This window comes from Pandoraea commovens, from assembly GCF_024704525.1.
GTDB classification, from domain to species: Bacteria; Pseudomonadota; Gammaproteobacteria; order Burkholderiales; family Burkholderiaceae; genus Pandoraea; species Pandoraea commovens.
In genome coordinates this window covers 4,023,047-4,045,060 of sequence record NZ_CP102780.1, presented here as the reverse complement: position 1 = coordinate 4,045,060, position 22,014 = coordinate 4,023,047, and the positions used below count along the sequence as shown (strand labels likewise).

The window sequence follows — 22,014 nt, the reverse complement described above, 5'->3', positions numbered from 1 at the left end:
CTCGTTTTCGTGTTTCGCGCTTCGGTACATCGACGCCATCCAGGCCATCGACACGCCGCCTGAACCTCATCTGCGCCCCTACCGGCGCGCTATCCAACACGGAGCCTGTCATGCAACTTGCCCGCCTGAGACCAGGACCGGCCGAGCGTCACGTGCCGTTGCCCGGCGCCGTCGTATTACGGGGGCTGGACGGCCAGCCTGCCGCCCGGATTCGTCCCGAAGCAAACGATGACCGTCGTCATGTGAGCGATCAGAGCGAATTGCTTGCGTGGTACGTGAGCGGTCGTGTGTTTCACAAGGAGGATGGCCGCGAAGTGTTGCCGGGGCTGGAGCTGGCGCGACTGGCGTTGGAATCGCCCGAGCGCTTCGTGCAGCAGTATTGGGGGCACTACCGGATCATCGTGCATGACCGCTGGTGCGGCGCGACGCTCGTGTTGTGCGACCCATGCGGCCACTGTCCGACGTACTACCGCTTCTGTCGCGACGGCGCGGTGCACGTTGCGTCGGATCCGGCGGCGCTTGTCGGGGACGCCCCGTCGTTCGATAGCACCGCGCTCAAATCCTTCCTTGTGCACGGCGACGTGGGCGGCGTGCAGTGTGCGCTGTACGACGTGGAGCGTTTGCCGCTCGGCCACGCTCTGTGGATTCCCGAGCGTGGCGCGCCGAAGACGCGCGTCGTCTGGTGGCCCGCATGGCAGCCGGGCGGGGGCGCGAGTGAGGTGTATGAGATGACGTCGGGCACAGGCCTGCTTGGCGTGTTACGGCGCTCTACGGAGCGCTGTCTCGGCGACCGCTCGGCGGTGCTGGAACTCTCGGGCGGCGTGGAGTCAACCTCGCTGGCGCTTGCGCTTGCGCAGTCGGGACTCGCCGGTCAGTGCACGGCGGTGAATCACTGTGATCCGGCGTCGCCGTCGAGCGACGAATCGCATCACGCGGGCAGTGTAGCGAGGCATGTGCGCATGGCGTTCGAGCGTCTGGATATCGCGTGTGCGGCGTTCTCGCCGCCGACGGACATTCCACGCCTCGCGCGTCCGGCCATGCACTTGTGCATGCTCGCGCAACTGGATGCCGTGCGAGAGCGACTGATGCCGTACCGCGAGCATCGTCTCGTCAACGGTCACGGGGGCGACGCCATCTTCCTCGCGCCGCCGCCCGATGGCGCCTTACTCGATGCCTTCGCTGACAGACAGTGGCGTCGTGCGCTCGGCGCATGGCGCGATCTGGCGATCATGCAGCGCTTGCCGCTTTGGTCGGTCGCGCGAGGGGCGTTTGGACAACTGCGTCAGCGCCATGCGAACCCGCAGGCTGCGCTGCAAGACGGTTTGTTGACGGCCGCCGCGTGCGCGGGTGAGCCATGCCGTGGCGAACCGCTCGCGCAGGCATGGCTGGCGCAGTGGCCGCTCAGGATGCGTCCGGGCAAGCGCGCACAGATTCTCGGCACGCTCGGTAATTTGCGCGATATCGAAGTGCATCCGTCGCTGGCTGCAGGCGGCACGGCGTTTCCGTTCCTCACACAACCGGTCGTCGAAGCCGGGTTCGCGATGCCGACGTACCGGCTCTTCAACGCCATGCACAACCGTTTGCCGCTACGTCGCGCAGCGTATCTGGCCAGCGGTCTGCCGAACCTCTGGCGTCGTGACAAGGGGATGATGACGGGGGTTGTCGGTGCGGGCGTCGCCGCCAACTTGCAGCACGTCGAGGAAGTCTGTCTGGAGGGCTATTGCGCGGCGTCGGGCTGGATCGATCGAGACGCCTGTCGTCGCGCCATCGGCCGGATTGCCCATCATCATCTCGAATCGATGACGACGATTCGCCGCCTGTACGCCGTCGAGATGTTCGTGCGCGGCTGGCGGCAGGGGGCAGGCGGCGTTGGGGGAGCGCCCGAAGCGGATGGACGACGCGGGCAACAGGCATCCTCTGGTCGCGGTAACGAGGCGACGGCATGACGCGACAGGCGGGGTGGAACGCGCTGTGTTTCGTGCTGCGCACGCTATGGGCGCGTGAGACGGCGACATCGCGTCACCGTCTGTGGCTTGCCGCCGCGACGCTTGCGGCGGCGCTGATGCTCACGTTGCGGCTCGTCGCACCCTGGGTGTTGGGGCTGGCCGTGGATGCGCTGGCGGGCGAGCGTCCGGGCACGCTGGCGATGCCGTTCGCGATAGCGTACGTCGTGCTGTGGTCGGGGGCGGCCATCGGCGAGCGGGGTAAGGATCTGCTCATCCAGCGAGTGATGGAGGACCTTCGGCGCCGCACCGGACTCGGCTATCTCACGCGCCTGATCGAGCTGCCTGCGCATCGCGCGCGGGACGTCAATGCCGGGCACGTGCTCGACTGCCTGTTTCGTGTGGAAGTGGCGCTGCCGGTCATCGTCACGGGACTGGTGTTCGGGTTGCTGCCGCTCGCCGTGCAGGTGATCGCGACGGGCGTGATCCTGATGCTCAACTTCGGCGTGCTCTACGGCGTGATACTTGGCGCGACGGTCGTGGCCTACGTGCTGACGCTGCGGCCGACGCTCGCGCGCGTGACGCGTCGAGAGTCGCAGGCGAACGACGTCTCGCGCGCCACGACCGGCGCACTTGCCGACACGCTGAGTCAGCTGGAGTGCGTGAAGACGTTCGCGCAGGAGCCCGCCGAAGTGGGTCGCTTGTCGCAGCGTCTGCGTACGCGCTATGTCGCAGCGTTGGCGACGGCTACGACGGCGCAGGTCACGAGCGCATTGCAGATGGCGATCATGGCGGCGGGCGTCTCGGCGATGACGTTGCTTGCGGTCAGCGACGTGGCGCGCGGCGCCGAGCCGGTGGGCACACTGGTGCAGGTCAACGCCTATCTGCTTCAGTTCGCGTTGCCTGCGGCGATGCTCGGTGCGTTGGTGTCGCAGGTGGCGAGGGCGCTGGTCAGCGTCGACGAGCATCTGCGAGATTCGTCGGGTGGGCCGGTCGCTGCATCGGTCAAGCGTCCTGATGCCTCGGCACCTCCGCCGTCTCCGGCATCGCAAGCACCCACCATCGAATTCGACGACGTCAGCGTGGCCGTCGGGGACGCACCGCCCATCGTGTCCGGCATCCGTCTGCGGATCGCGGCGGGCGAGTATGTCGCGCTCGTCGGTCCCTCAGGCGCAGGGAAATCGACGTTGTTGCGGCTAATGGCGGGTCTCACGCTGCCGTCGCGCGGCGAAGTGCGCATCGATGAACACAGGCTGTGCCCGGTGCGTGCCGAAGCCGTGCGTCGCATAACGGGCTTCGTCACGCAGGATTGCCGTCTGTTCGATCGCACAGTGTTCGAGAACGTCGCCTATCGCGCGGGACTGAGCGAAGGCCGATTGTCCGAGGACGCTCGCGTACAGCACGAATTCCAACGTGTGACGACGCTTGCCGAAGTCCCGGATGCGGTGTCCGTCACAGGTCTGTCTGGCGGGGAGCGTCAGCGCGTGAACATCGCGCGCGCACTCTGGGGCGGCCCGCCGTTGTTGCTGCTCGACGAACCGACCGCAGCGCTCGACGCTCTGACCGAGGCGCGCATTCTGGCCCGACTCTCCCACGAACGGGCTGGCGCGACGTGCGTGGTCGTAGCGCACCGTCTCGCCGCTATCCGGCAGGCGGACCGGATCGTGGTGATGGAGGGCGGGCGCATCGTGGAAACGGGCGACCACGTGGCACTGCTGCGCCACGGCAGCCTGTACGCTCGCATGTGGCACGCCCAGCAAGCCGAAGTCCCGGTATCGCCAGCAGCGCCAGCCACGCCACCGATATCCGCCACCGTCCCGGATCTCGCCTAAATCGACAGAAATCCCCCCGATCTCCGCGTAATCCCCTAGCATTTCAGGCATGTGCCCGCTGCCCCGGTAAGCCTTCCGTAAGCGTCAACGCGCACACTGAATGCCAATAATGCAAGGAGACAACATGACTTCGTACGCGTCGTTTCACGCCCGTTCGATTGCTCCGGACTCGCGTGCGGCCTTCTGGGAGGAACAGGCCAAACTGATCGACTGGGAAACGCCCTTCGATCAGGTGCTGGAATACGACAAGCCGCCCTTTGCGCGCTGGTTTGTCGGTGGGCGGACCAACATCTGCCACAACGCGGTGGACCGTCATCTGCCGTCGCGCGGCACGCAGAATGCGCTGGTGTGGGTGTCGACGGAAACCGAACAGGAGCGTGTCTACACCTACGACGAACTCGCGGCGGAAGTGAACCGCATGGCGGCGTCGTTGCAATCGCTGGGCGTGACGCGTGGCGAGCGCGTGCTGATCTACATGCCGATGGTGCCGGAGGCGTTGTTCGCGATGCTCGCGTGCACGCGTCTCGGCGCGATTCACTCGGTGGTGTTCGGTGGCTTCGCATCGGTCAATCTCGCCGCGCGCATCGACGACGCGCAACCCAGAGTCATCGTCTCTGCCGACGCCGGTTCGCGTAACGGCAAGGTCGTACCCTACAAGCCGCTGCTCGACGAAGGCGTCGCGCTCGCACGGCACAAGCCGTCGAGCGTGTTGCTGATCGATCGCGGGCTGGCACCGATGGAGCGGGTCGAAGGGCGCGACGTCGATTATGCGCCGCTGCGCGAACAGCACCTCGACGCGTTCGTCCCGTGCGAATGGATGGAGTCGAGCGAGCCGTCCTACATCCTCTACACGTCGGGGACGACGGGCAAGCCGAAGGGCGTGCAGCGCGACACCGGCGGTTATGCGGTCGCGCTGGCTTCGTCGATGGAGCACATCTTCTGCGCGAAGCCCGGCGACACGATGTTCTGTGCGTCGGACATCGGTTGGGTGGTGGGGCACAGCTACATCGTCTACGCGCCGCTGCTCGCGGGCATTGCGACGGTGATGTACGAGGGCACGCCGATCCGCCCCGACGGCGGGATCTGGTGGCGCATCGTCGAGAAATACAAGGTGACGCAACTCTTCACCGCGCCGACTGCGATTCGCGTGCTCAAGAAGCAGGACCCGGCGTATCTCACGCAGTACGATCTGTCGTCGCTGCGACTGATCTTCCTTGCGGGTGAGCCGCTGGATGAACCTACGGCGCGCTGGCTCACGGAGGGCGTGGGCAAGCCGGTCGTCGACAATTACTGGCAGACGGAGACGGGCTGGCCGATTCTCGGCATGGCGCGCGGTGTTGAAGTCCTGCCGAGCAAGCTGGGATCGCCGGGCAAGCCGGTGTATGGCTACGACGTCAAACTGGTCAACGAGGCGACGGGCGAGGATTGCGGGCCGAACGAGAAGGGCGTGCTTGCCATCGAAGGCCCGATGCCGCCGGGCTGCCTCAGCACGCTGTGGGGCGACGACGCACGTTTCGTCAAAACGTATTGGCAGACGGTGCCGGGCCGCACCCTGTATTCGAGCTTTGACTGGGGCGTGCGCGACGAGGATGGCTATTACTTCATTCTCGGGCGCACCGACGACGTGATCAACGTGGCGGGGCACCGGCTCGGCTCGCGTGAGATCGAGGAGAGCATCGCGAGCCATCCGGCGGTGGCGGAAGTCGCGGTGATCGGCGTGCAGGATGCGCTCAAGGGACAAGTGGCGATGGCGTTCGCGGTGCTGCGCCGACCGGAGCAGGTGGACACGCCGGACGCACGTCTTGCGCTGGAAGGCGATGTCATGAAGACCGTCGACAAGCAACTGGGGGCGGTGGCGCGTCCGGCGCGCGTGTTCTTCGTCTCGATGCTGCCCAAGACACGTTCCGGCAAGCTGCTGCGTCGCGCTATTCAGGCCATTTGCGAGGGACGTGAGACGGGGGATCTGATCACCATCGAAGATCCGTCTGCGCTTGAACAGGTGCGGGAGGCGGTCGCCGGAAAGTAAGCGGCGCCTGGCAATGTCGGCCGTCGGCTGAAACGTCGGCGGCGATGGACGATTGATGCGGGAAGGCTGCGGCGCATCCGATTTTTCGGACTGCGCCGCAGTGCATTTGGGGGGCGAATGTGTTTCGATATCGATAATCGGTGTTGCGTTTCGACAGACTGTCGCGCAACGCCGGTATGATGCATTGCGCCTCCTCACTGCCATCGTCCATCGAAATATGACTTCACCCGATCAGGCCGCCTGGCGGCAGAAAGCGATGCTTTTGGTCGTCTCCGTCGGCTTCTTCATGCAGACGCTGGACTCGACCATCGTCAACACGGCGCTGCCTGCGATGGCGCGCGATCTCGGTCAGTCGCCGTTGCACATGCAGGCGGTCGTCATTGCCTATGCGCTGACGATGGCCGTGACGATCCCGCTGTCGGGCTGGCTTGCCGACCGGTTCGGCACGCGCGTCGTCTTCTCCAGCGCGCTCACGATCTTCTCCGTCGGCTCGGCCATGTGCGCCTATTCGAGCACGCTCGACGAGCTGGTGCTATGGCGCGTCGTGCAGGGTTTCGGCGGCGCGATGCTGTTGCCAGTGGGACGTCTGGCTGTGCTGCGCACATTCCCGCGCGAGCAGTATTTGCAGGCGCTGGCGTTTGTCGCCGTGCCCGGCATGATCGGGCCACTCATCGGACCGACGCTCGGCGGCTGGCTGGTCAAAGTGGCGTCGTGGCATTGGGTGTTTCTGATCAATGTGCCGGTAGGCGTCGCCGGATGCGTGGCGGCCCACTTCTTCCTCACGAATGCGCGCGCACCGCACCAGACGTCGTTCGACGTCAAAGGCTATCTGCTGCTGTCGGTGGGGATGGTCGCGACATCGCTGGCGCTCGACCGTCACGCCGACATTGCCGGGGCGCACGCGCTGATGCTGGTGTTGCTCGTGGTGGGGTTTGCAGGCTTCGTCGCCTACGGGCTCTATGCGAACCGCACGCCGCAGCCGTTGTTCTCGCTCGCGATGTTCCGCGTGCACACGTTCAGCGTCGGATTGCTCGGCAATCTCTTCGCCCGTATCGGGATCGCGGCCGTGCCGTATCTCGTCCCGCTGCTGTTGCAGGTCAGTCTCGGCTATTCGGCGTTCGAGGCAGGGCTGCTGATGTTGCCGATCACGATTACAGGCATCTTCGCGAAGAGCCTTGCGACGCATCTGGTCATGCGATACGGCTACCGCTCCGTCCTTGTGTGGAACACGATACTGGCCGGTGCAGTGATGGCAAGCTTCTCGCTGGTCACGCCCCACTATCCGGTGCCGTTGCTCATCGTTCAGTTGGGGATTCTCGGCGGCATCAATTCCATCCAGTTCACTGCGATGAACACGCTGACGCTCAAGGATCTGAACCCGGACGATGCGAGTGGCGGCAACAGCTTGTTCTCGCTCGTGCAGATGCTGGCGATGAGCTTCGGTCTGACGGTCGGCGGTGCGCTACTGGTGACGTTCACGGGCGCGTTCGGCGAGGCTGCGGGCGTGGGCGCGCTACCGGCGTTTCGTGCGACGTTCGCGTGCGTCGGTTTGATTACGTGCTGCTCGGCGTGGATCTTCGCGCAGTTGACCGACCGCGAACAGATGGCCAACGACGACGGCGATGCGCAGGCACATGCGGTCGCAACGACGCCGCCACCGCCTGCGAACTAAGGGCCTCGCGTCCTGATTTCGTGACGTCAGGCAAACGGCTTGTCGAGAATCTCTGGGGCGCGGATGGCGTCGATGAGGAGGCCGAGAAACGCCTCGACGGGCGCGGGCAGGGTGCGTCCTGCCATGGTCTGTACCTGAAGGGAGCGCTGATGCAGCGCCGGATTGCGGATAGGGATGGCGGCGAGCCCCTCGGGGGCGAGACGGCTGCGCACCGTCAGTAGCCCGGTGAGCGTGACGGCGTTGCCAGAGCGCACGAAGCTGTGCAGTGCCGCGTGGTAGTTGCTGATGAAGACCGGTTCGAACAGCAGGCCTTCGAGCGTGCAGCATAAGTCGAACATCTGACGAATCGTCACACCGGCCTCCGATAGCGCCATCGGGTAAGGCAGGAGGTCTGCAAGGGCAACGTCGCGCCGCTTGGCGAGAGGGTGCTTCTTCGCCATCAACGCGTAGATCGGCGCGGGTTGTGTATGAACGACCTGCACGCCTTTTTCGGGCGCGACGCTGAAACACACCGCGATGTCGGCTTCGCCGTCGCGTACGCGCTCCGTCGCTTCGAACGGCGAGACGACATCCAGCAGAAAGTGTGCGCCCGGATACGCCTCGCGAAAGCGCGCGAAGACTTGCGGCAGGAAGTCGCGTGCCACACCTTCCGAACTGGCGACACGAATCGTTGCGCGGCCCACTTCGGTGAGACCCCGAATCTCGGAGGTGACGCGTTCGGCGTCGAGCAACACGCGTCGTGCATGATCCGCGAGCAGCGCGCCCGCTTCACTCAGCACCATGCCGCGCGGACGCCGTTCGAATAGCGGCGTCCCCAGATCCTCTTCCAGCTTGGCGATCTGACGGCTCAACGCCGAGACCGCCACATGCAACCGTTCCGACGCCCGGCTCAGAGAGCCTGTCCGGGCGACTTCCAGAAAGTAGCGCAGTGCGTGTGTTTGCATGGGGTGAGCAGGGTAGAGGCTGTTGTTTTTGCTTTGCCGAAACGGCAAAGAAACCTTCGAAATATTATCATTGTTGTCAAAAATACCGACTCCTAGAATGGCCTGAACGGTTGTGCCGCAGCGTGCTACCGACACGCGTCGCATCAATGTCGTACCAATGAGCGAGACCGGCAGCCGTGCCCATAAAGCCATCTGGAGACAAGCAGTGACCCGTAGCGCAGCGATTTCCCAAGCCACCGCCCAATACGATTCGGGCGCCTTCCTCGATACCCTCAATCGTCGGGTCGCCTACAAGACCGAGAGTCAGGAGCCGGACAGCGGCGACGTTCTTCACGCCTATCTCTCCGACGAAATGACGCCCGCGCTCGCGACGCTCGGCTTCACATCGCGCATCGTCCCCAACCCGATTTCGGGCGGCGGACCGTTCCTGATTGCTGAGCGTCACGAAAGCGACGACGCCCCGACTGTCCTGACCTATGGGCATGGTGACGTCGTGCGCGGTTACGACGCGCAATGGCGCGACGGCCTCAAGCCGTGGGAGATCGTCGTCGAGGGCGACCGCTGGTACGGACGCGGCACCGCCGACAACAAGGGGCAGCACACGATCAATCTGGCGGCGCTCGCGGAGGTACTCACCGCGCGCGGAGGCAAGCTCGGTTACAACGTGAAGATGATCGTGGAGATGGGCGAGGAAATGGGCTCGCCGGGGCTGCATGCCATCTGCGAACAACTGCGCGACGAGTTGCGTGCTGACGTGCTGATCGCCTCCGACGGTCCGCGTCTGGCGGCGCAGCGGCCCACGGTTTTCCTCGGTTCGCGCGGTCTCGTCAACTTCAAACTCAGCCTGAATCTGCGTGACGGCGGCCACCACTCCGGGAACTGGGGCGGTCTGCTGCGCAATCCGGGTGTCGTGCTGGCGAATGCGATTGCGTCGATGGTCGACGGCAACGGCAAGATTCTGGTGGAGGGGCTGCGTCCTCCCGAACTGCCGACGTCAGTGCGACGTGCGCTGGCCGGACTCGAAGTCGGTGGCGGCCCGAACGATCCCGAGGTCGATGCGGATTACGGCGAGCCGGGCCTGACGCCGACCGAGCGCGTCATCGGCTGGAACAACATCGAAGTGCTGGCCTTCAAGACGGGCAATCCCGAGAAGCCCGTCAACGCCATTCCGCCTTACGCCTACGCGCATATGCAGATCCGGTTTGTCGTCGGGACGGATTGGGAGCGTCTGGGGGACATCGTGCGTGCCCACCTCGACGCGCATGGCTTCACGATGGTGGACGTAGAAGTTGAGCGCGGTGTTATGGCGACGCGTCTCGATCCGGAGGATCCGTGGGTGCTGTGGGCGCTGGCGTCGATGCGTGAGACGACCGGCAAGCCGCCGGTACTGCTGCCGAATCTGGGCGGCACGTTGCCGAACGATGTTTTCGCCGATGTGCTGGGGTTGCCCACGCTGTGGGTGCCGCACTCCTACCCGGCGTGTTCGCAACATGCGCCGGACGAGCATCTGCTAGGTTCGGTGGCGCGTGAAGCGTTGCAGATCATGGCGGGGCTGTTCTGGGATCTGGGGGACGTGAACCTGAAAGAGGGGAAACCGCGATGAACAGTTCCGCTGCCGCCGCCGGGGCGGATCATGCCGAGGGTGCCAACGACGCCAACGTGAAGGCCGGTGCGCGTTCCGACGTGCCCGTCTACAAACTGATCGTCGCGACATCCATCGGCAACGCGCTTGAATGGTACGACCTGATCGTCTACGGCTACTTTGCGGTGACGATCTCGAAGCTGTTCTTTCCTGCGCACGACGAGACTGTGTCGTTGCTGATGGCGCTCGGCACGTTCGCGCTGTCGTATCTGGCGCGTCCGTTGGGGGCGTTCGTGCTGGGCGCGTACGCTGATCGACACGGACGTCGCGCGTCGCTGATGCTTTCGATTGCGATGATGACGGTCGGTACGGGCATCATCGCCTTCATGCCGACGTATGCGGTCATTGGCGTGTGGGCACCTATCGGCATCTTCCTGTCCCGCTTGATGCAGGGTTTTTCGGCGGGCGGCGAGTTCGGTAGCTCGACGGCGTTTCTGGTCGAGCACGTGCCGAACCGTCCCGGCTTCATGTCGAGCTGGCAGTTCGCGAGTCAGGGGGCGAGCACGTTGCTGGCGTCGGCGTTCGGGGCGGTGCTGACCGGCGCGCTGACGCAGCCGCAACTCGAATCGTGGGGCTGGCGGATTCCGTTCCTGTTCGGGATGCTGGTCGGCCCGATCGGCTTGTACATCCGGAAGTACGTCGACGAAACGCCAGCGTTCGCGAACGATGCGGCGCGCAAGAAGGTGGCAAGCGCCGAGGGCGGCGATGCGGGCAAGTCTCCTGTGTGGGAGGTGCTCGCGACGCAGAAGTCGCGTCTGCTGGTGTCGATCGGCGCGTTGATTCTGACGACGACCGCGAACTACATGATCCTGTACATGCCGACGTATGCGACGAAGCAACTCGGCCTACCGCCCGCGCAGGGCTTTATCGCGACGCTGGTGACGGGGTTTGTGATCATGACGCTCACGCCGTTCGTCGGCCATTGGTCGGATAAGGTCGGACGCATTCGCATCATGCTGGTGGCCGGGCTGCTGTTCCTCTGTACGGTGTATCCGGCGTTTGCCTTCATGAATGCGCATGCGTCGCTGGCAACAATGATGGTCGTGATGCTGTGGGTGGGCACGTTAAAGGCGGTGTACTTCGCGCCGATCCCGGCCCTGATGTCGTCTTTGTTCCCGACACGCACGCGCGCCACCGGCATGGCCGTCGGCTACAACCTGGGGACGACGATCTTCGGCGGCTTCACGCCGTTGGCGGTCGCGTGGCTGATTGCCGCGACGGGCAACAAGCTGGCCCCGGGGTTGTATCTGATGGTGGGCGCCGTGATTAGTCTGACGACGCTGTTGATCGCCAGAACGCGGATGGGCGCTCGCTGAGGGTTACATCGGAGGTGGTGTCGCTACGTCGACTACATCGTTATGTCGTTATGTCATTAAGTCGTTAAGTCGCGAAATTAGTGACGTTGAGGTGGCGCGTCCTCGGTCGAAAGGAGCGACGGGGCGCGCAACTCGTTGAGGAAGTGATCCCGCACCATGGCGAGCGAGTCGGCTTCGGTGTCGGGATAGGCCTGCCGGAGGGCGTCCGATACCTGACGGGCGACGTCCGCGAGGATGACGCCCCAGACCGCTTCCTCGGAAACCTTCCGGGTTTCCTGATACATCCCGACCTTCATCGAGCAGTACATCGTCTTTTCTGCGGTCCAGACGCGCAGCATTTCGACTGCGTCATCGTCAGCTAATACGGCGTCGGGGATGGGACATGCGTGCATCAAATACCTCTCGGATCGTTGACCGGCCTACGTGAGCCGTCGGTCTGGTTTGAATGGGGAGTGTGCTGGCAAAGGCCGAAAACACAGGCCTTGCACGGGGCAAAACCATGCGTCGATGATGACGCGGCCAATCGTTCAAACCCATCGGGTAACGACCGTAGATTGCTTTGGTACTTGTCTGATAAATAGTTAGCTTCGGCTGCGATATGTATCCGTCTTGAAGCCTAGGGCGGCAGCGATGCTCGCTGTTGTCGCGTCCTTGCCCACGCTCGCCGTAATACCCGCGACAACGCTTTCAATGGGTTTCATCCGGGCCTCCTTGTCCTGCTGCGGTAATTCGTCCTTGCGCGTGTCGGCTATCTGATTGAGCAAGTTGCCGAGCACTACGCTTGCGGCACCGCCCATTGCACCCGCGCCGCAGTTGCCTCCCGACGCCGAGCCAGCGGCGCAACCGCCAATCACCTTTAATTCAGTTTTCCAATGGCCCAGGGCCACTCGTTGTGCGTCAAAAAATGCTCAGTGAATGGCCATGAGTAGCTCCTGAGTTTTCGAGGTCGCATCGCCAGGGCGTTGGTGTATCAATTGAGATCGAAAACATGAGCCCCTCAGTGAAGCCGAATTCAGGCGATACGGACGGATTTCGGGCGTGCGAGCGTGGTCATTCGGTTGAGCACGCCTGCCCGGATGACCACTTCGGTAGCTTGCGAGCCGATTTCGCGCGCCCACAGGCAGTGTCCCGTGAGCGTCTTGAGGCGGTATCAGGGTCTCAGCCAGCGAGCGCCGGTGATAACCGCTGGCGACTTTCCATTCGCGCCGACTGCTTTTCTCAATGACATCGATGGCCTCGTTACGCCAGGCTGCACCCGGCGTAAGCTCGGACCAAGGCTTCGCACCATTGCGTGGTGGAATCAAGGGCCGCGCACCTCGCGCAGCAATCGCCGTGTGACACGGCATGCTGTTGCAAACGCTGTCGCCGCCGATGATATCGATTGGCTATCGGTCGGGATCTGATCGACTACCCTCACAACCGTTGCACCTAAACGTCAGCCCAACCAAACCCGAATTTATGCAACAACGCCGCGCGAGGTCTAGATTCCGACGGCGCGGCTTCGAATGGCTTTAGTGCCTTGAGCGGCAAGATATCCGGTAATTGCTAGCAATGCGGAAACGGGAAACACAGCGAACCAGATATACAACGGTTGCTTATAAATTAGATGCAATGGGGCTGAAATCAACCAGGTGAGCAACGCCGAGAAAAAAACATGCGCAAGACGATTTTTCAAGATGCGGGCTGTGAGTATGCAATACGCTAATGGGTTCAGAAGGAAGTTGCACATGGTGAGCGCAACAATTAATAAGGGGCTTCCTTGGAGGACGATTCCTATGATATGGCCAATGGCCGGAACTACCAGTGCTACGACGATGAAGGGGAATATCCATCGTCTAAATTCGAAATTCCAGAATTCGGGATCATCATCAAGCGCCCCTAATCTTCGTCCCACAGTTGCAGAGATTTTGACAGAAAGAATTCCGACAATTGCAGACATGGCGAGTCCTGCGATGCTGAAGCCGTCGGAATTGTAGAATATGGGGGTAAAAAATGATTGGAATATTGAAATTCCAAATGCCGTTCCAAATGCTACGTAAATAGAAGATTTTTTAATAAAAAAATTATTTTTCATGTTTGGTTTTTGCGCGGTTAGAGGTTTCTTCAAAAATAGCCAGGTAAGTGTTCCCGAGAAAACACTAAGCCCGAAAAAATATATTGCCAATCTACCGAGGCGATTCCACGTGGCGTTGTTGCAGAAAACATGAGCCGCTCAGTGAAGCCGAATTCAGGCGATACGGACGGATTTCGGGCATGCGAGCGTGGCCATTCGGTTGAGCACGCCCGCCCCGATGGCCACTTCGGTAGCTTGCGAGCCGATTTCGCGCGCCCACAGGCTGTGTCCCGTGAGCGTCTTGAGGCGGTACGTCAGGGTTGCCGTGCAGAGCGGTTCGGGCGGATTCGCTTTCGAGGTTGTCCGCGATCTGTTTCACCTTTTCAATCGCCAACGTCTGCAAATAGCCGACGGCCGCCCGTTGCAGGAATTCGCCTGTTCCCGCAGTCACGTTTCCTCTCGCGGCTACGCTGATAACGGTGACAGTCTGGCAACAACGCCCGGCTGATGCCTACTTCACAGTATTCGTAATCTAAAAAGTTATTGCGGAAATACTTGTTCAATGTTTTCGTAATTTATTGCTTTGCGTTATTTTTCAAATTTTTTCTGGATTTTATTTTCTCAAGAGCGAATATTCCGATTGAAAGTGGTAGGCTCGCGGCTGCTCCCGCTTTTAATGATTGGTATATGTCTTCGATTGAAAAATTTGATTTGCAATAAAATATAAAAAAGTAAGTTGAAATTGATAATCTAATGATAATTAATGTTGTTGATAGGGTTAGTGTTGTAAAAAATATGTAAAATGCAAATTCAAAAAATCTTTTTTTTATCATTTTTCTGTTGTGTTGTTTATTTCACTTTGTATTTTTGAAGACGTTACTTCAGATGAAACGGACCCGAACAGAGCTCCGAAGATGCTCGAAGCTTCTTGGGATGCGATATTTTTCATCATCTCCGTGGCGGTTCGTCCGGCCTTGGCGCCCGCAACCGTGCCAACAACGGATCCGGCGGCGGCCGCTGAAACGTCTTCTCCCTTAATCGTTGCTCCCACCGCCGCGCCGCTTGCATTTATGGCGATTGACGTGAGGATGCTCCGCCCCTGAGTCAAAACCCCGTTCACAATGGCAATAAGCACATCGACCTTACTCATCTCTTGGTCACCGTTGAGTGCTTTCTGAACGAGTGGGTTCGCAGTTCCGCCGATCACGCCGCCTACGGCCATGCCGGTTGCGGTAGCAGCGCCCGGCGCGAGTGCTGGTGCATTGCCCATCAAAATTGCCCAATTCTTTAGAAGCAGCGTTGCTGGCTGCGGTACGTCGGTACCGACCCATTCGAGCAGATCGGTTTGGGCTTGTTGGATTTCCTCGGCAGATGCGCCGTTCTGGCTCATGAATTCGCCTAACGAGGTCGCAGCGGGCCCCGCTCTCGCTATGCCTTGTGTCGCACAAATTTCTCGAAGCATCCGTTAGAGAGCACGCAGGCGTGAGTCCCTACACCCGTTACAAGTAGTGCGCTGGCGGAGGCCGCCGGCGCGCCTTCGTCATTTATCGTTACCCCATTCGCTGCGACGATAGCGTTCGTCCACATGTGGGTAATAGTCTAGCTGCATTGGGACGGACCTCGGCTCGCCACGCTGATCGCGATACAGAGGTCCGTCGTCTTGATCGTCGAGTGCTAAGATTTTGATTGGTTATTGCTTTTTATTTTTTCGAATACAAGTATTCCGATTGACAATGGAATGCAAGCTGCTAAAGATGCTTTGGTGGCATAAATTATGTCAATAATTCCGAAGTGTAGTTTTCCATTAGTTAAGTAAAAATAAATTGCTATTGATAATCTTAATAAAATCAATGTTGAGAAAATTGAAATTGAAATTGAAATTACATAGAATAAAAATCTAAGTATTATGTTGGATTTCATTTGTCTGTGTTTTGTAATTGATTCTGTATTGTTGCGGTTGTTGCTTCTGATGTAATTGCGTTAAATGCAGCGCCGAGAATGTTCGCGGCTTCTTGGGGGGCGATGCTCTTTGGCATTTCTGCTATTTTTCGCCCGGCCTTTGCCCCGGCGAGCGTGCCGACCAGTGACCCTGCGGTGGCCGCCGAGATATCTTCTCCCTTAATCGTTGCTCCCACCGCCGCGCCGCTTGCATTTATGGCGATTGACGTGAGGATGCTCCGCCCCTGAGTCAAAACCCCGTTCACAATGGCAATAAGCACATCGACCTTACTCATCTCTTGCTCACCGTTGAGTGCTTTCTGAACGAGTGGGTTCGCAGTTCCGCCGATCACGCCGCCTACGGCCATGCCGGTTGCGGTAGCAGCGCCCGGCGCGAGTGCTGGTGCATTGCCCATCAAAATTGCCCAATTCTTTAGAAGCAGCGTTGCTGGCTGCGGTACGTCGGTACCGACCCATTCGAGCAGATCGGTTTGGGCTTGTTGGATTTCCTCGGCAGATGCGCCGTTCTGGCTCACGAATTCGTCCAACGAGGTGGCAGCAGCACCCGCTTTCATTACGCCTTGCGGAAGAGTGAATTGGTTGTTCTCCAACTCCAACCGAGACGCGATGCTCGCTGTCGTGGTGTCACTACCCGTCCCGGCGGTGATGCCTGCCACAACGCTTTCAATGAGATTCATCCGGGCCTCCTTGTCCTGCTGCGGTAATTCGTCATTGCGTGTGTCGGCTATCTGATTGAGCAAGTTGCCAAGCACCACGCTTGCCGCACCGCCCATCGCACCCGCGCCGCAGTTGCCTCCCGACGCCGCTCCACCGGCGCAGCCGACGATGCCGTGCAGGGCAGTGCGAGCCGATTCGCTCCCGAGGCTGTCGGCGATCTGTTTCACCTGTTCCACCGCTAACGTCTGCAAATAGCCGACGGCCGCCCGTTGCAGGAATTCGCCAGTCCCTGCCGCGACGTTTCCACCCGCCGCCCACTTCTCGGCGTGTTGAATCCGTCCTTCCAACGCGCGCATCATCACCCTTCGGGGAAGATTATTTTTTTTCGGTCATCTCGCTGATTTTTGCTGATATCCAAATGCCTGATCCAACGATGAATCCACAGGAGGTGCCGATTTTTATAGATAAAATCACGTCATCGATATCAATGACATTTTTTCCTGTTTTTATTATAAAAATTATTAGAATAAATATGTTTGCTATGATTAATATGGTTGTGAAAATAAATGAGCTTATGATGATCAAGTAGATAAGTATCTTTGCGGTTGGTCGGTATAGTTTTTTTTCATTCATTTTGATGTCTCTATGCCTTTTATTTTTTTATCAACTGTATTGGTTGTAAATTCTGATGCTGCTGAGCCGCCGACTGCGCCGAATATTTCAACGAAAATCTTATTTCCAATTAGCCATGCAAGATTCTTTACGAGGAAGTTGCCGAAACTAGCTCCGGCCGCGCCGCCAATTCCCGCAGGAATAGCGGCATTGATCGGATCGTCCCCTTTGATTGATGCTCCAAGAGCCGCTCCAGCAGCGGAAACGGAGGCGGTGGTGAAAATGCCCCGTCCTTGTGATATTGCTCCTATCCCTGCCGCGATGGCCGCATCCTTTATTTCCACCTCACCTTTAGCCAATTGCTGGGCGACAGCATTGGCTGTTCCAGTTATTACGGCACCTCCGGCCGCCGCAGAGGCGGTCGCCACTGCTCCCACGACGGCCACCGGGCTTATCGCTGCTACAGTTACCGCGTGTTCCACGAGTGCGGTTCCCGGCTGAGGCAAAACGTTTCCTTCCCATTCAAGTTGTCTCTTTTGTTCCGAAAGAATTTCTTCTACGGAGGCCCCGTTCTGCATCATCTGTTCGGCAAGTGTGGCTCCGGCCGATCCCGACTTTGCCGTGCCCAAGGGGAGCGTGAATTGGTTGTTCTCCAACTCCAACCGAGACGCGATGCTCGCTGTCGTGGCGTCATTGCCCGTCCCGGCGGTGATGCCTGCCACAACGCTTTCAATGAGATTCATCCGGGCCTCCTTGTCCTGCTGCGGCAATTCGTCATTGCGCGTGTCGGCTATCTGATTGAGCAAGTTGCCAAGCACGACGCTTGCCGCGCCGCCCATTGCACCCGCGCCGCAGTTGCCTCCCGACGCCGCTCCACCGGCGCAGCCGACGATGCCGTGCAGGGCAGTGCGAGCCGATTCGCTTTCGAGGCTGTCGGCGATCTGTTTCACTTTTTCCACCGCTAACGTCTGCAAATAGCCGACGGCCGCCCGCTGCAGGAATTCGCCAGTCCCTGCCGTGACGTTTCCACCTGCCGCCGCCGCCATCACCGTGACTATCTGACGGTAGCGTCCGCCCGGTGCCCACTTCGCCGCGTCTTGAATCTGTCCGTCCAACGCCGCGATCTTCACCGGATCCGTCTCCTTCTTACGTGCCTCTTTCAGCGCCTCGAATTCCTTCGCTCGGTTGGTCACAAACGTCCCGACTTCGCGCTGCAGCGCCCTCACGATCTCGAAGCCGGCTTCGATCTGCTCCTTGTCGAACTTGTTGGCGAGAGCGTTGCTCCCGTCCCGATCCGACGACACGTCACGATTGACGTCCGCTATCGCTTCCTCCGCCGTCTTACCCGTCAGGTCGAGTTGCCTTGCCTCGTCAGTAATCTCGATCACAGCCCCGCTTACACCGCTTCGGGTGACGCTGGAGGCGCTGTCGCCAGCCGCTACAACTATCGGTGGAGCGACGCTGACAGGACCAGTTTTCGGTAGTTCGGTGCCCGGCGTCGCGTTAGCACCGGTCTGAGCATCTCCCTTCTGGTCGGTCCCGACTTTTGCGTTGTCGCCACCGCCCGTACTGATGCCACCGCCCAAGCTGATACCGAAGGCGTCGTACTCTGCGTGGTTCTCGATGTCACGCGTCGTCAACGACCCAGTTTTCAGACGGTTCCTATTCGCGTCGACCGCTTTTTCCGTGGATGCAATGACCGCTCCCGTCAGGTCGGTGTTGCCCTTGACCGTCACGTCGAAACCCGCATCTCCCGCCTTAATTCCCGCCTGGTCTACGACGCTGGCGAAGTCACTGTTGATTTGCTGATGGCTGACGTTGATGCTGCCGGACGCCCCGCCGAAACCCACCGTTCCGCTCCCGCTGATCGACTGGTCTTTTGACTGATAACGGCTGGTGTCCTGAAGGCTCTCGATGTTCAGATCGCCACCGACCCTCGCGATGACTCGCTCGCCGCTCACCGTCCCGCCGCGGATATTGGTATCGCCTCCCGATGAGATTTCGGCCACGTTGCCCGCCTTGACGTGACTCGATCGATGCGTCACATCCGAACCGTCGGCTTTGCCGCGCGACAGGCTTGCGTTGGCCGTGACACCAATGGTCGAGCCTTTTGTCCCCAGGGCAATGCCCAGTCCTATGCCGCCAGATACCCCGCTGGAAGTTCGATGGTGCTCGGCCGTATCGGTCGACGCGAGAATGTCGAGCGCGCCGTCCGAAGCGAGCGTCACGTTGTCTCCCGCCTCAATCGCGCTCCCCCGAATCTGCATCGACGATTGATCGCCGTCGCCTGTGGCGTGGATGGCAATGTTGCGTCCCGCTCGCAGCGTCGAGCCGGTGGACGTCGTGCTGTCGTTCGTTTCGCGGCTCTGTTGCTTCGATCCTCCGACGGTGACGGAGATATTGACGTTGGCCGCGTCCTGTAGATTCTTGACGCTGTCTGCGGCGTTCTTGATCGCAAGCCCCCCGGCAGCGACACCGAGAGCCTTCATGCGGGAATCGTTCACCTTGCCAACGGCCTTGCCCATCTGGCCGAGCGTCTCAGCGGCGCTCAGGAGGGGGCTGGATACGGCGACCGTCAGGCCAGATTGCTTGACTTCCCGCTCATGAATGGACTTCTCCGAATCCTGGCTTTCGACGATGGCAACGCGCGTGGCGGCGATTTCGATGCTTCCGTCGCGCGCGAGAACCGTGCTGCCTTCCTGCCGGAAATCGTTGCCTGCACGAACCATGACGTCGCCATTGACCGCCCCAACGAGGCTTCCCGTTCGATTCACCTGCTCCCGTTGCTGTCTGTCTTTCTCTGTTCGGCTGCCAATAGTGAAACTCGTGCCACCTCCGAAAACACCGGTGGTCGATTTTTCGGAGGAGGACAGTGAAGTCCCGCGGTCTTCCGTGGACGAGATGTCGATATTCCGTCGGGCGCCCAATACGACATCGTTGTCAGCGATGACGTGACTACCCGCAATGGCGATATCCCGCCCCGACATCAAGGAAACGGCATCCCCGGACAACGTACTCCCCGTCGTGCGTGTTCCGTGACGCTCCCCATGCGTGGTCTCCGTCGTCGATGACAGAAGACCGTTGCTCGTTCGTTGTGTCCAGCGGACGTCGTCGTATTGCGTGGCAACGCCCCCGACGGTGATGTCCCCAGTCGCCGTGATTTGAATATCGGATTTGCCTGCGCGGCCCGGAGCCGGTTTCGTCGTGGGCCGATCAGGCGCGTCGCCACCGGCGCTGAGGTAGGCGCCGAGTATGGTGACGTCACCCGTGCCGGATTTGTCCGTCGACACGTAGGCGCTCACGCCTCGTTGCTCCAGCAGTCGACTCAACGCTGCGGCTTGCCCGGCGGCTATGCCGATTCCCTTGCCAGCCGACAATTGCGTTCCTCGGGCGGTTTCTTCGTAACTATCTACCTCGGTGGAGTACGAACTGCTGCGAACGCGCCCGGCGTCCTGAATGCTGTCCAAGACGGCATCGACCTTGACGTCTCTGCCCGTGACGATGGCGATACCGGGGCCGAACACTCGCCCGTAGTCAATGCCCACATAGACGGCGTGAGTGCTCGTTGCGAGAGGCACGTGGATGTCGTGACGGAGAAAGAAGCCGCGTGCTGCGCTGAGTGTTTGATCGCCCGTGAAGCCCCGTACGCTGTATCGACCGCCGATTGCCATTTGGTCGACGGCCCAGAGCGCATTGGCCGTGGTCTGGCCGTGAAGCGTGCCGGTAAGCCTTAACGGGACGCCGCCAAGTCGAATTGGGGCAGACCACTGCATGTCGGCGAGAAACATGCGGTAGCGATACGTTTGTGGCGTCGGCTGGTGCGTCACCGGGTCACGCAGGTCGTCTTGTGCGCCGAACCACGGCATGCCTTGCCGATAGCTCAATGCCAGGTCCGCTTGTACCGCACCCAGATACTGCCTTCGGGCAATCCCGAGTTGGAGATACGTGTTGTTCCTGTACTGCTGGGAAATCTCGAAGTCTTCGATGAAGCTCTTGCCGAACCGGCGGCCGATTCGCGCTTCCGCAGTCGTCTTGCTTCGGCTGTCCCGATGCACGACGCGTTCCAGCCGTAGTTCGGCTGTCTGGTTTCGTCCACTGGACACGAAGGTTTCATTGGCACCCGCTATACGCTGGAAGTAGGTGCGAGTGCTCCCAAAGACCGAAACCGTGCTGTAACCCCAAGGTACGGAATAGCTGACGCTGCCGCCTTTCGTGCCGAAGCGATCGTCGCCGGTCGACAAGTCGTGCTGCGCGGAAAGGTCGAGAAGATCGTTTAGTCCTAGCGGGTTGTCGATGCCGATGGCCAGTTGCCCCTGCAGGCGGCCTGTGTCGCGGGTGCCACTGTTATCCACGGAGGCCAGCAGTCGCCAGGGCCGTCGACGTTGCACGTCGATCAACACATCGCTGGTCCCGAGCCCCTTGCCGGGCTCGATACGGATGTCTGCGTCCTGACTGGGCATGCGCTTTAGCTGCTCCAGTCCTTGTTCGAGTCCGTGTATCGAAAGGATGTCGTCTTCGCGCAGGGGCAAGGCGGATCGCCAACTGCCTCTCACGCCGTCATCGACAAATCGGATGCTCGAAATCCGGCCGATGATGAGGTGCAATGTCAGGCGGCCACCGGCCAAGTCCTGTTCCGGAACTGAAACGCGGGTTGTGACCCAGCCGTTCGCCAACACCGCGTCGGTCGCCAGCGATGCGATCAACGCAATGCCTTTCGTGCCTGCGCACTGGCCGACAAACCGGCTCAGAGCAGTCGAGATGGCGGCGAACCGACTCGGTAAGGCATCGCCATCCGGGCCGGTAATCGTGATGTCGGTTAGCGGAACACAGGGCGCTTCCGTTGGAAGTTGCGTGGTGTCGATCGGGGATTCGGTGCCGTCGGCAGGGGCCGACAAATGGACGTCGGGTGCGTCGGCTCTATGTTGGCGTTCCTGCGAGTCTCTTCGTTGTCGCTCCAGTTGCGCGTCCTGGATCCCTTGCCGAACGGGAGCCCGGACGACCTGCGGCGAGGTCTGCGCCACCGCCATTTCGGGATGAAGTGTCAAGCCACCGATGAGCGCGCCGAAGCAGGCGATCGCCGAGGCTTGAGTGATAAAACGAGTGCAAGTGCCGTGTGAGACGACTGCCGATTGATGCGGAAAATCTGGATATGCCACGAATTGCGCTGCCCTTACTTTTGGTCGAATCAATGCACAGCGACGCGCTCACGACGAACACCGCATGAGCGGTTTCGGGCGCGAACGCAATAGCGAGTGCGTAGAAGGGCGCAACAGCGAGCACGGTCGACGTGCGATAGCCGGGGGGGCTTACACCCTGGCGTCTAGCCAGAGAGTGGATGGATCGAAAAGTGACAAGACG

The 22,014-nt window shown here is 60.7% G+C and carries 13 protein-coding genes and 2 pseudogenes; 6 read left to right on the top strand and 9 right to left on the bottom strand.

Features of this window, described 5'->3' with window-relative positions; genetic code table 11:
* Positions 1–110 precede the first annotated feature (110 nt).
* The 4 genes from NTU39_RS18255 (at position 111) to mdtD (ending at position 7,473) form a co-directional block, all read left to right on the top strand.
* A complete protein-coding gene (locus NTU39_RS18255) occupies positions 111–1,946 on the top strand; it encodes an asparagine synthase-related protein (protein ID WP_257958219.1) in 1,836 nt (611 codons plus the stop codon).
* On the top strand, positions 1,943–3,775 hold the full coding sequence (locus NTU39_RS18250) for an ABC transporter ATP-binding protein (RefSeq protein ID WP_257958218.1): 1,833 nt from the start codon (positions 1,943–1,945) through the stop codon (positions 3,773–3,775). The genes NTU39_RS18255 and NTU39_RS18250 overlap by 4 nt, the downstream gene beginning before the upstream one ends.
* Positions 3,776–3,899: 124 nt before the next feature.
* Positions 3,900–5,801 (top strand): propionate--CoA ligase, encoded by a 1,902-nt coding sequence (locus NTU39_RS18245; RefSeq protein ID WP_150666511.1) that lies wholly within the window; start codon positions 3,900–3,902, stop codon positions 5,799–5,801.
* 217 nt (positions 5,802–6,018) lie between these two features.
* Positions 6,019–7,473, top strand: coding sequence for a multidrug transporter subunit MdtD (mdtD, locus tag NTU39_RS18240; RefSeq protein WP_246184758.1), 1,455 nt, complete (start codon positions 6,019–6,021; stop codon positions 7,471–7,473).
* 26 nt (positions 7,474–7,499) lie between these two features.
* Here the strand turns inward: mdtD and NTU39_RS18235 are convergent, their stop codons facing one another.
* Positions 7,500–8,417: a LysR family transcriptional regulator gene (locus tag NTU39_RS18235; RefSeq protein ID WP_150666512.1), complete on the bottom strand. Its 918-nt coding sequence runs from the start codon at positions 8,415–8,417 to the stop codon at positions 7,500–7,502.
* Between the two features lie 205 nt (positions 8,418–8,622).
* On the opposite strand from NTU39_RS18235, the gene NTU39_RS18230 reads away from it, so the two are divergent.
* Both NTU39_RS18230 and NTU39_RS18225 read left to right on the top strand, forming a co-directional pair.
* Positions 8,623–10,020 carry a M20 family metallopeptidase gene (locus NTU39_RS18230; protein WP_257958217.1) on the top strand — a complete coding sequence of 466 codons (1,398 nt, stop codon included), beginning with the start codon at positions 8,623–8,625 and terminating at the stop codon, positions 10,018–10,020.
* On the top strand, positions 10,017–11,375 hold the full coding sequence (locus NTU39_RS18225) for an MFS transporter (protein ID WP_257958216.1): 1,359 nt from the start codon (positions 10,017–10,019) through the stop codon (positions 11,373–11,375). The genes NTU39_RS18230 and NTU39_RS18225 overlap by 4 nt, the downstream gene beginning before the upstream one ends.
* 77 nt (positions 11,376–11,452) lie before the next feature.
* Here the strand turns inward: NTU39_RS18225 and NTU39_RS18220 are convergent, their stop codons facing one another.
* From NTU39_RS18220 to NTU39_RS18185, 8 genes and pseudogenes are all read right to left on the bottom strand, one after another.
* Positions 11,453–11,713, bottom strand: a complete 261-nt coding sequence (locus NTU39_RS18220) for a DUF5076 domain-containing protein (protein WP_246184759.1) — start codon at positions 11,711–11,713, stop codon at positions 11,453–11,455.
* A gap of 243 nt (positions 11,714–11,956) precedes the next feature.
* Positions 11,957–12,262 (bottom strand): hypothetical protein, encoded by a 306-nt coding sequence (locus tag NTU39_RS18215; protein WP_257958215.1) that lies wholly within the window; start codon positions 12,260–12,262, stop codon positions 11,957–11,959.
* A gap of 125 nt (positions 12,263–12,387) precedes the next feature.
* Positions 12,388–12,783, bottom strand: a pseudogene (locus tag NTU39_RS18210) (transposase); the annotation flags it as partial.
* A 72-nt stretch (positions 12,784–12,855) separates the two neighbouring features.
* Entirely contained in the window at positions 12,856–13,449 is a 594-nt protein-coding gene (locus NTU39_RS18205) for a hypothetical protein (RefSeq protein WP_257958214.1), read from the bottom strand.
* Positions 13,450–13,602: 153 nt separating this feature from the next.
* A pseudogene (locus NTU39_RS18200) lies at positions 13,603–13,746 on the bottom strand (IS5/IS1182 family transposase); the annotation flags it as partial.
* Between the two features lie 511 nt (positions 13,747–14,257).
* The gene (locus NTU39_RS18195) at positions 14,258–14,818 is read right to left on the bottom strand and encodes a hypothetical protein (protein ID WP_257958212.1); all 561 of its coding nucleotides are present in this window, start codon (positions 14,816–14,818) and stop codon (positions 14,258–14,260) included.
* 526 nt (positions 14,819–15,344) lie between these two features.
* Positions 15,345–16,403, bottom strand: coding sequence for a hypothetical protein (locus NTU39_RS18190; RefSeq protein WP_257958211.1), 1,059 nt, complete (start codon positions 16,401–16,403; stop codon positions 15,345–15,347).
* A gap of 270 nt (positions 16,404–16,673) precedes the next feature.
* Positions 16,674–21,812 carry a ShlB/FhaC/HecB family hemolysin secretion/activation protein gene (locus NTU39_RS18185; RefSeq protein WP_257958210.1) on the bottom strand — a complete coding sequence of 1,713 codons (5,139 nt, stop codon included), beginning with the start codon at positions 21,810–21,812 and terminating at the stop codon, positions 16,674–16,676.
* Positions 21,813–22,014 lie beyond the last annotated feature (202 nt).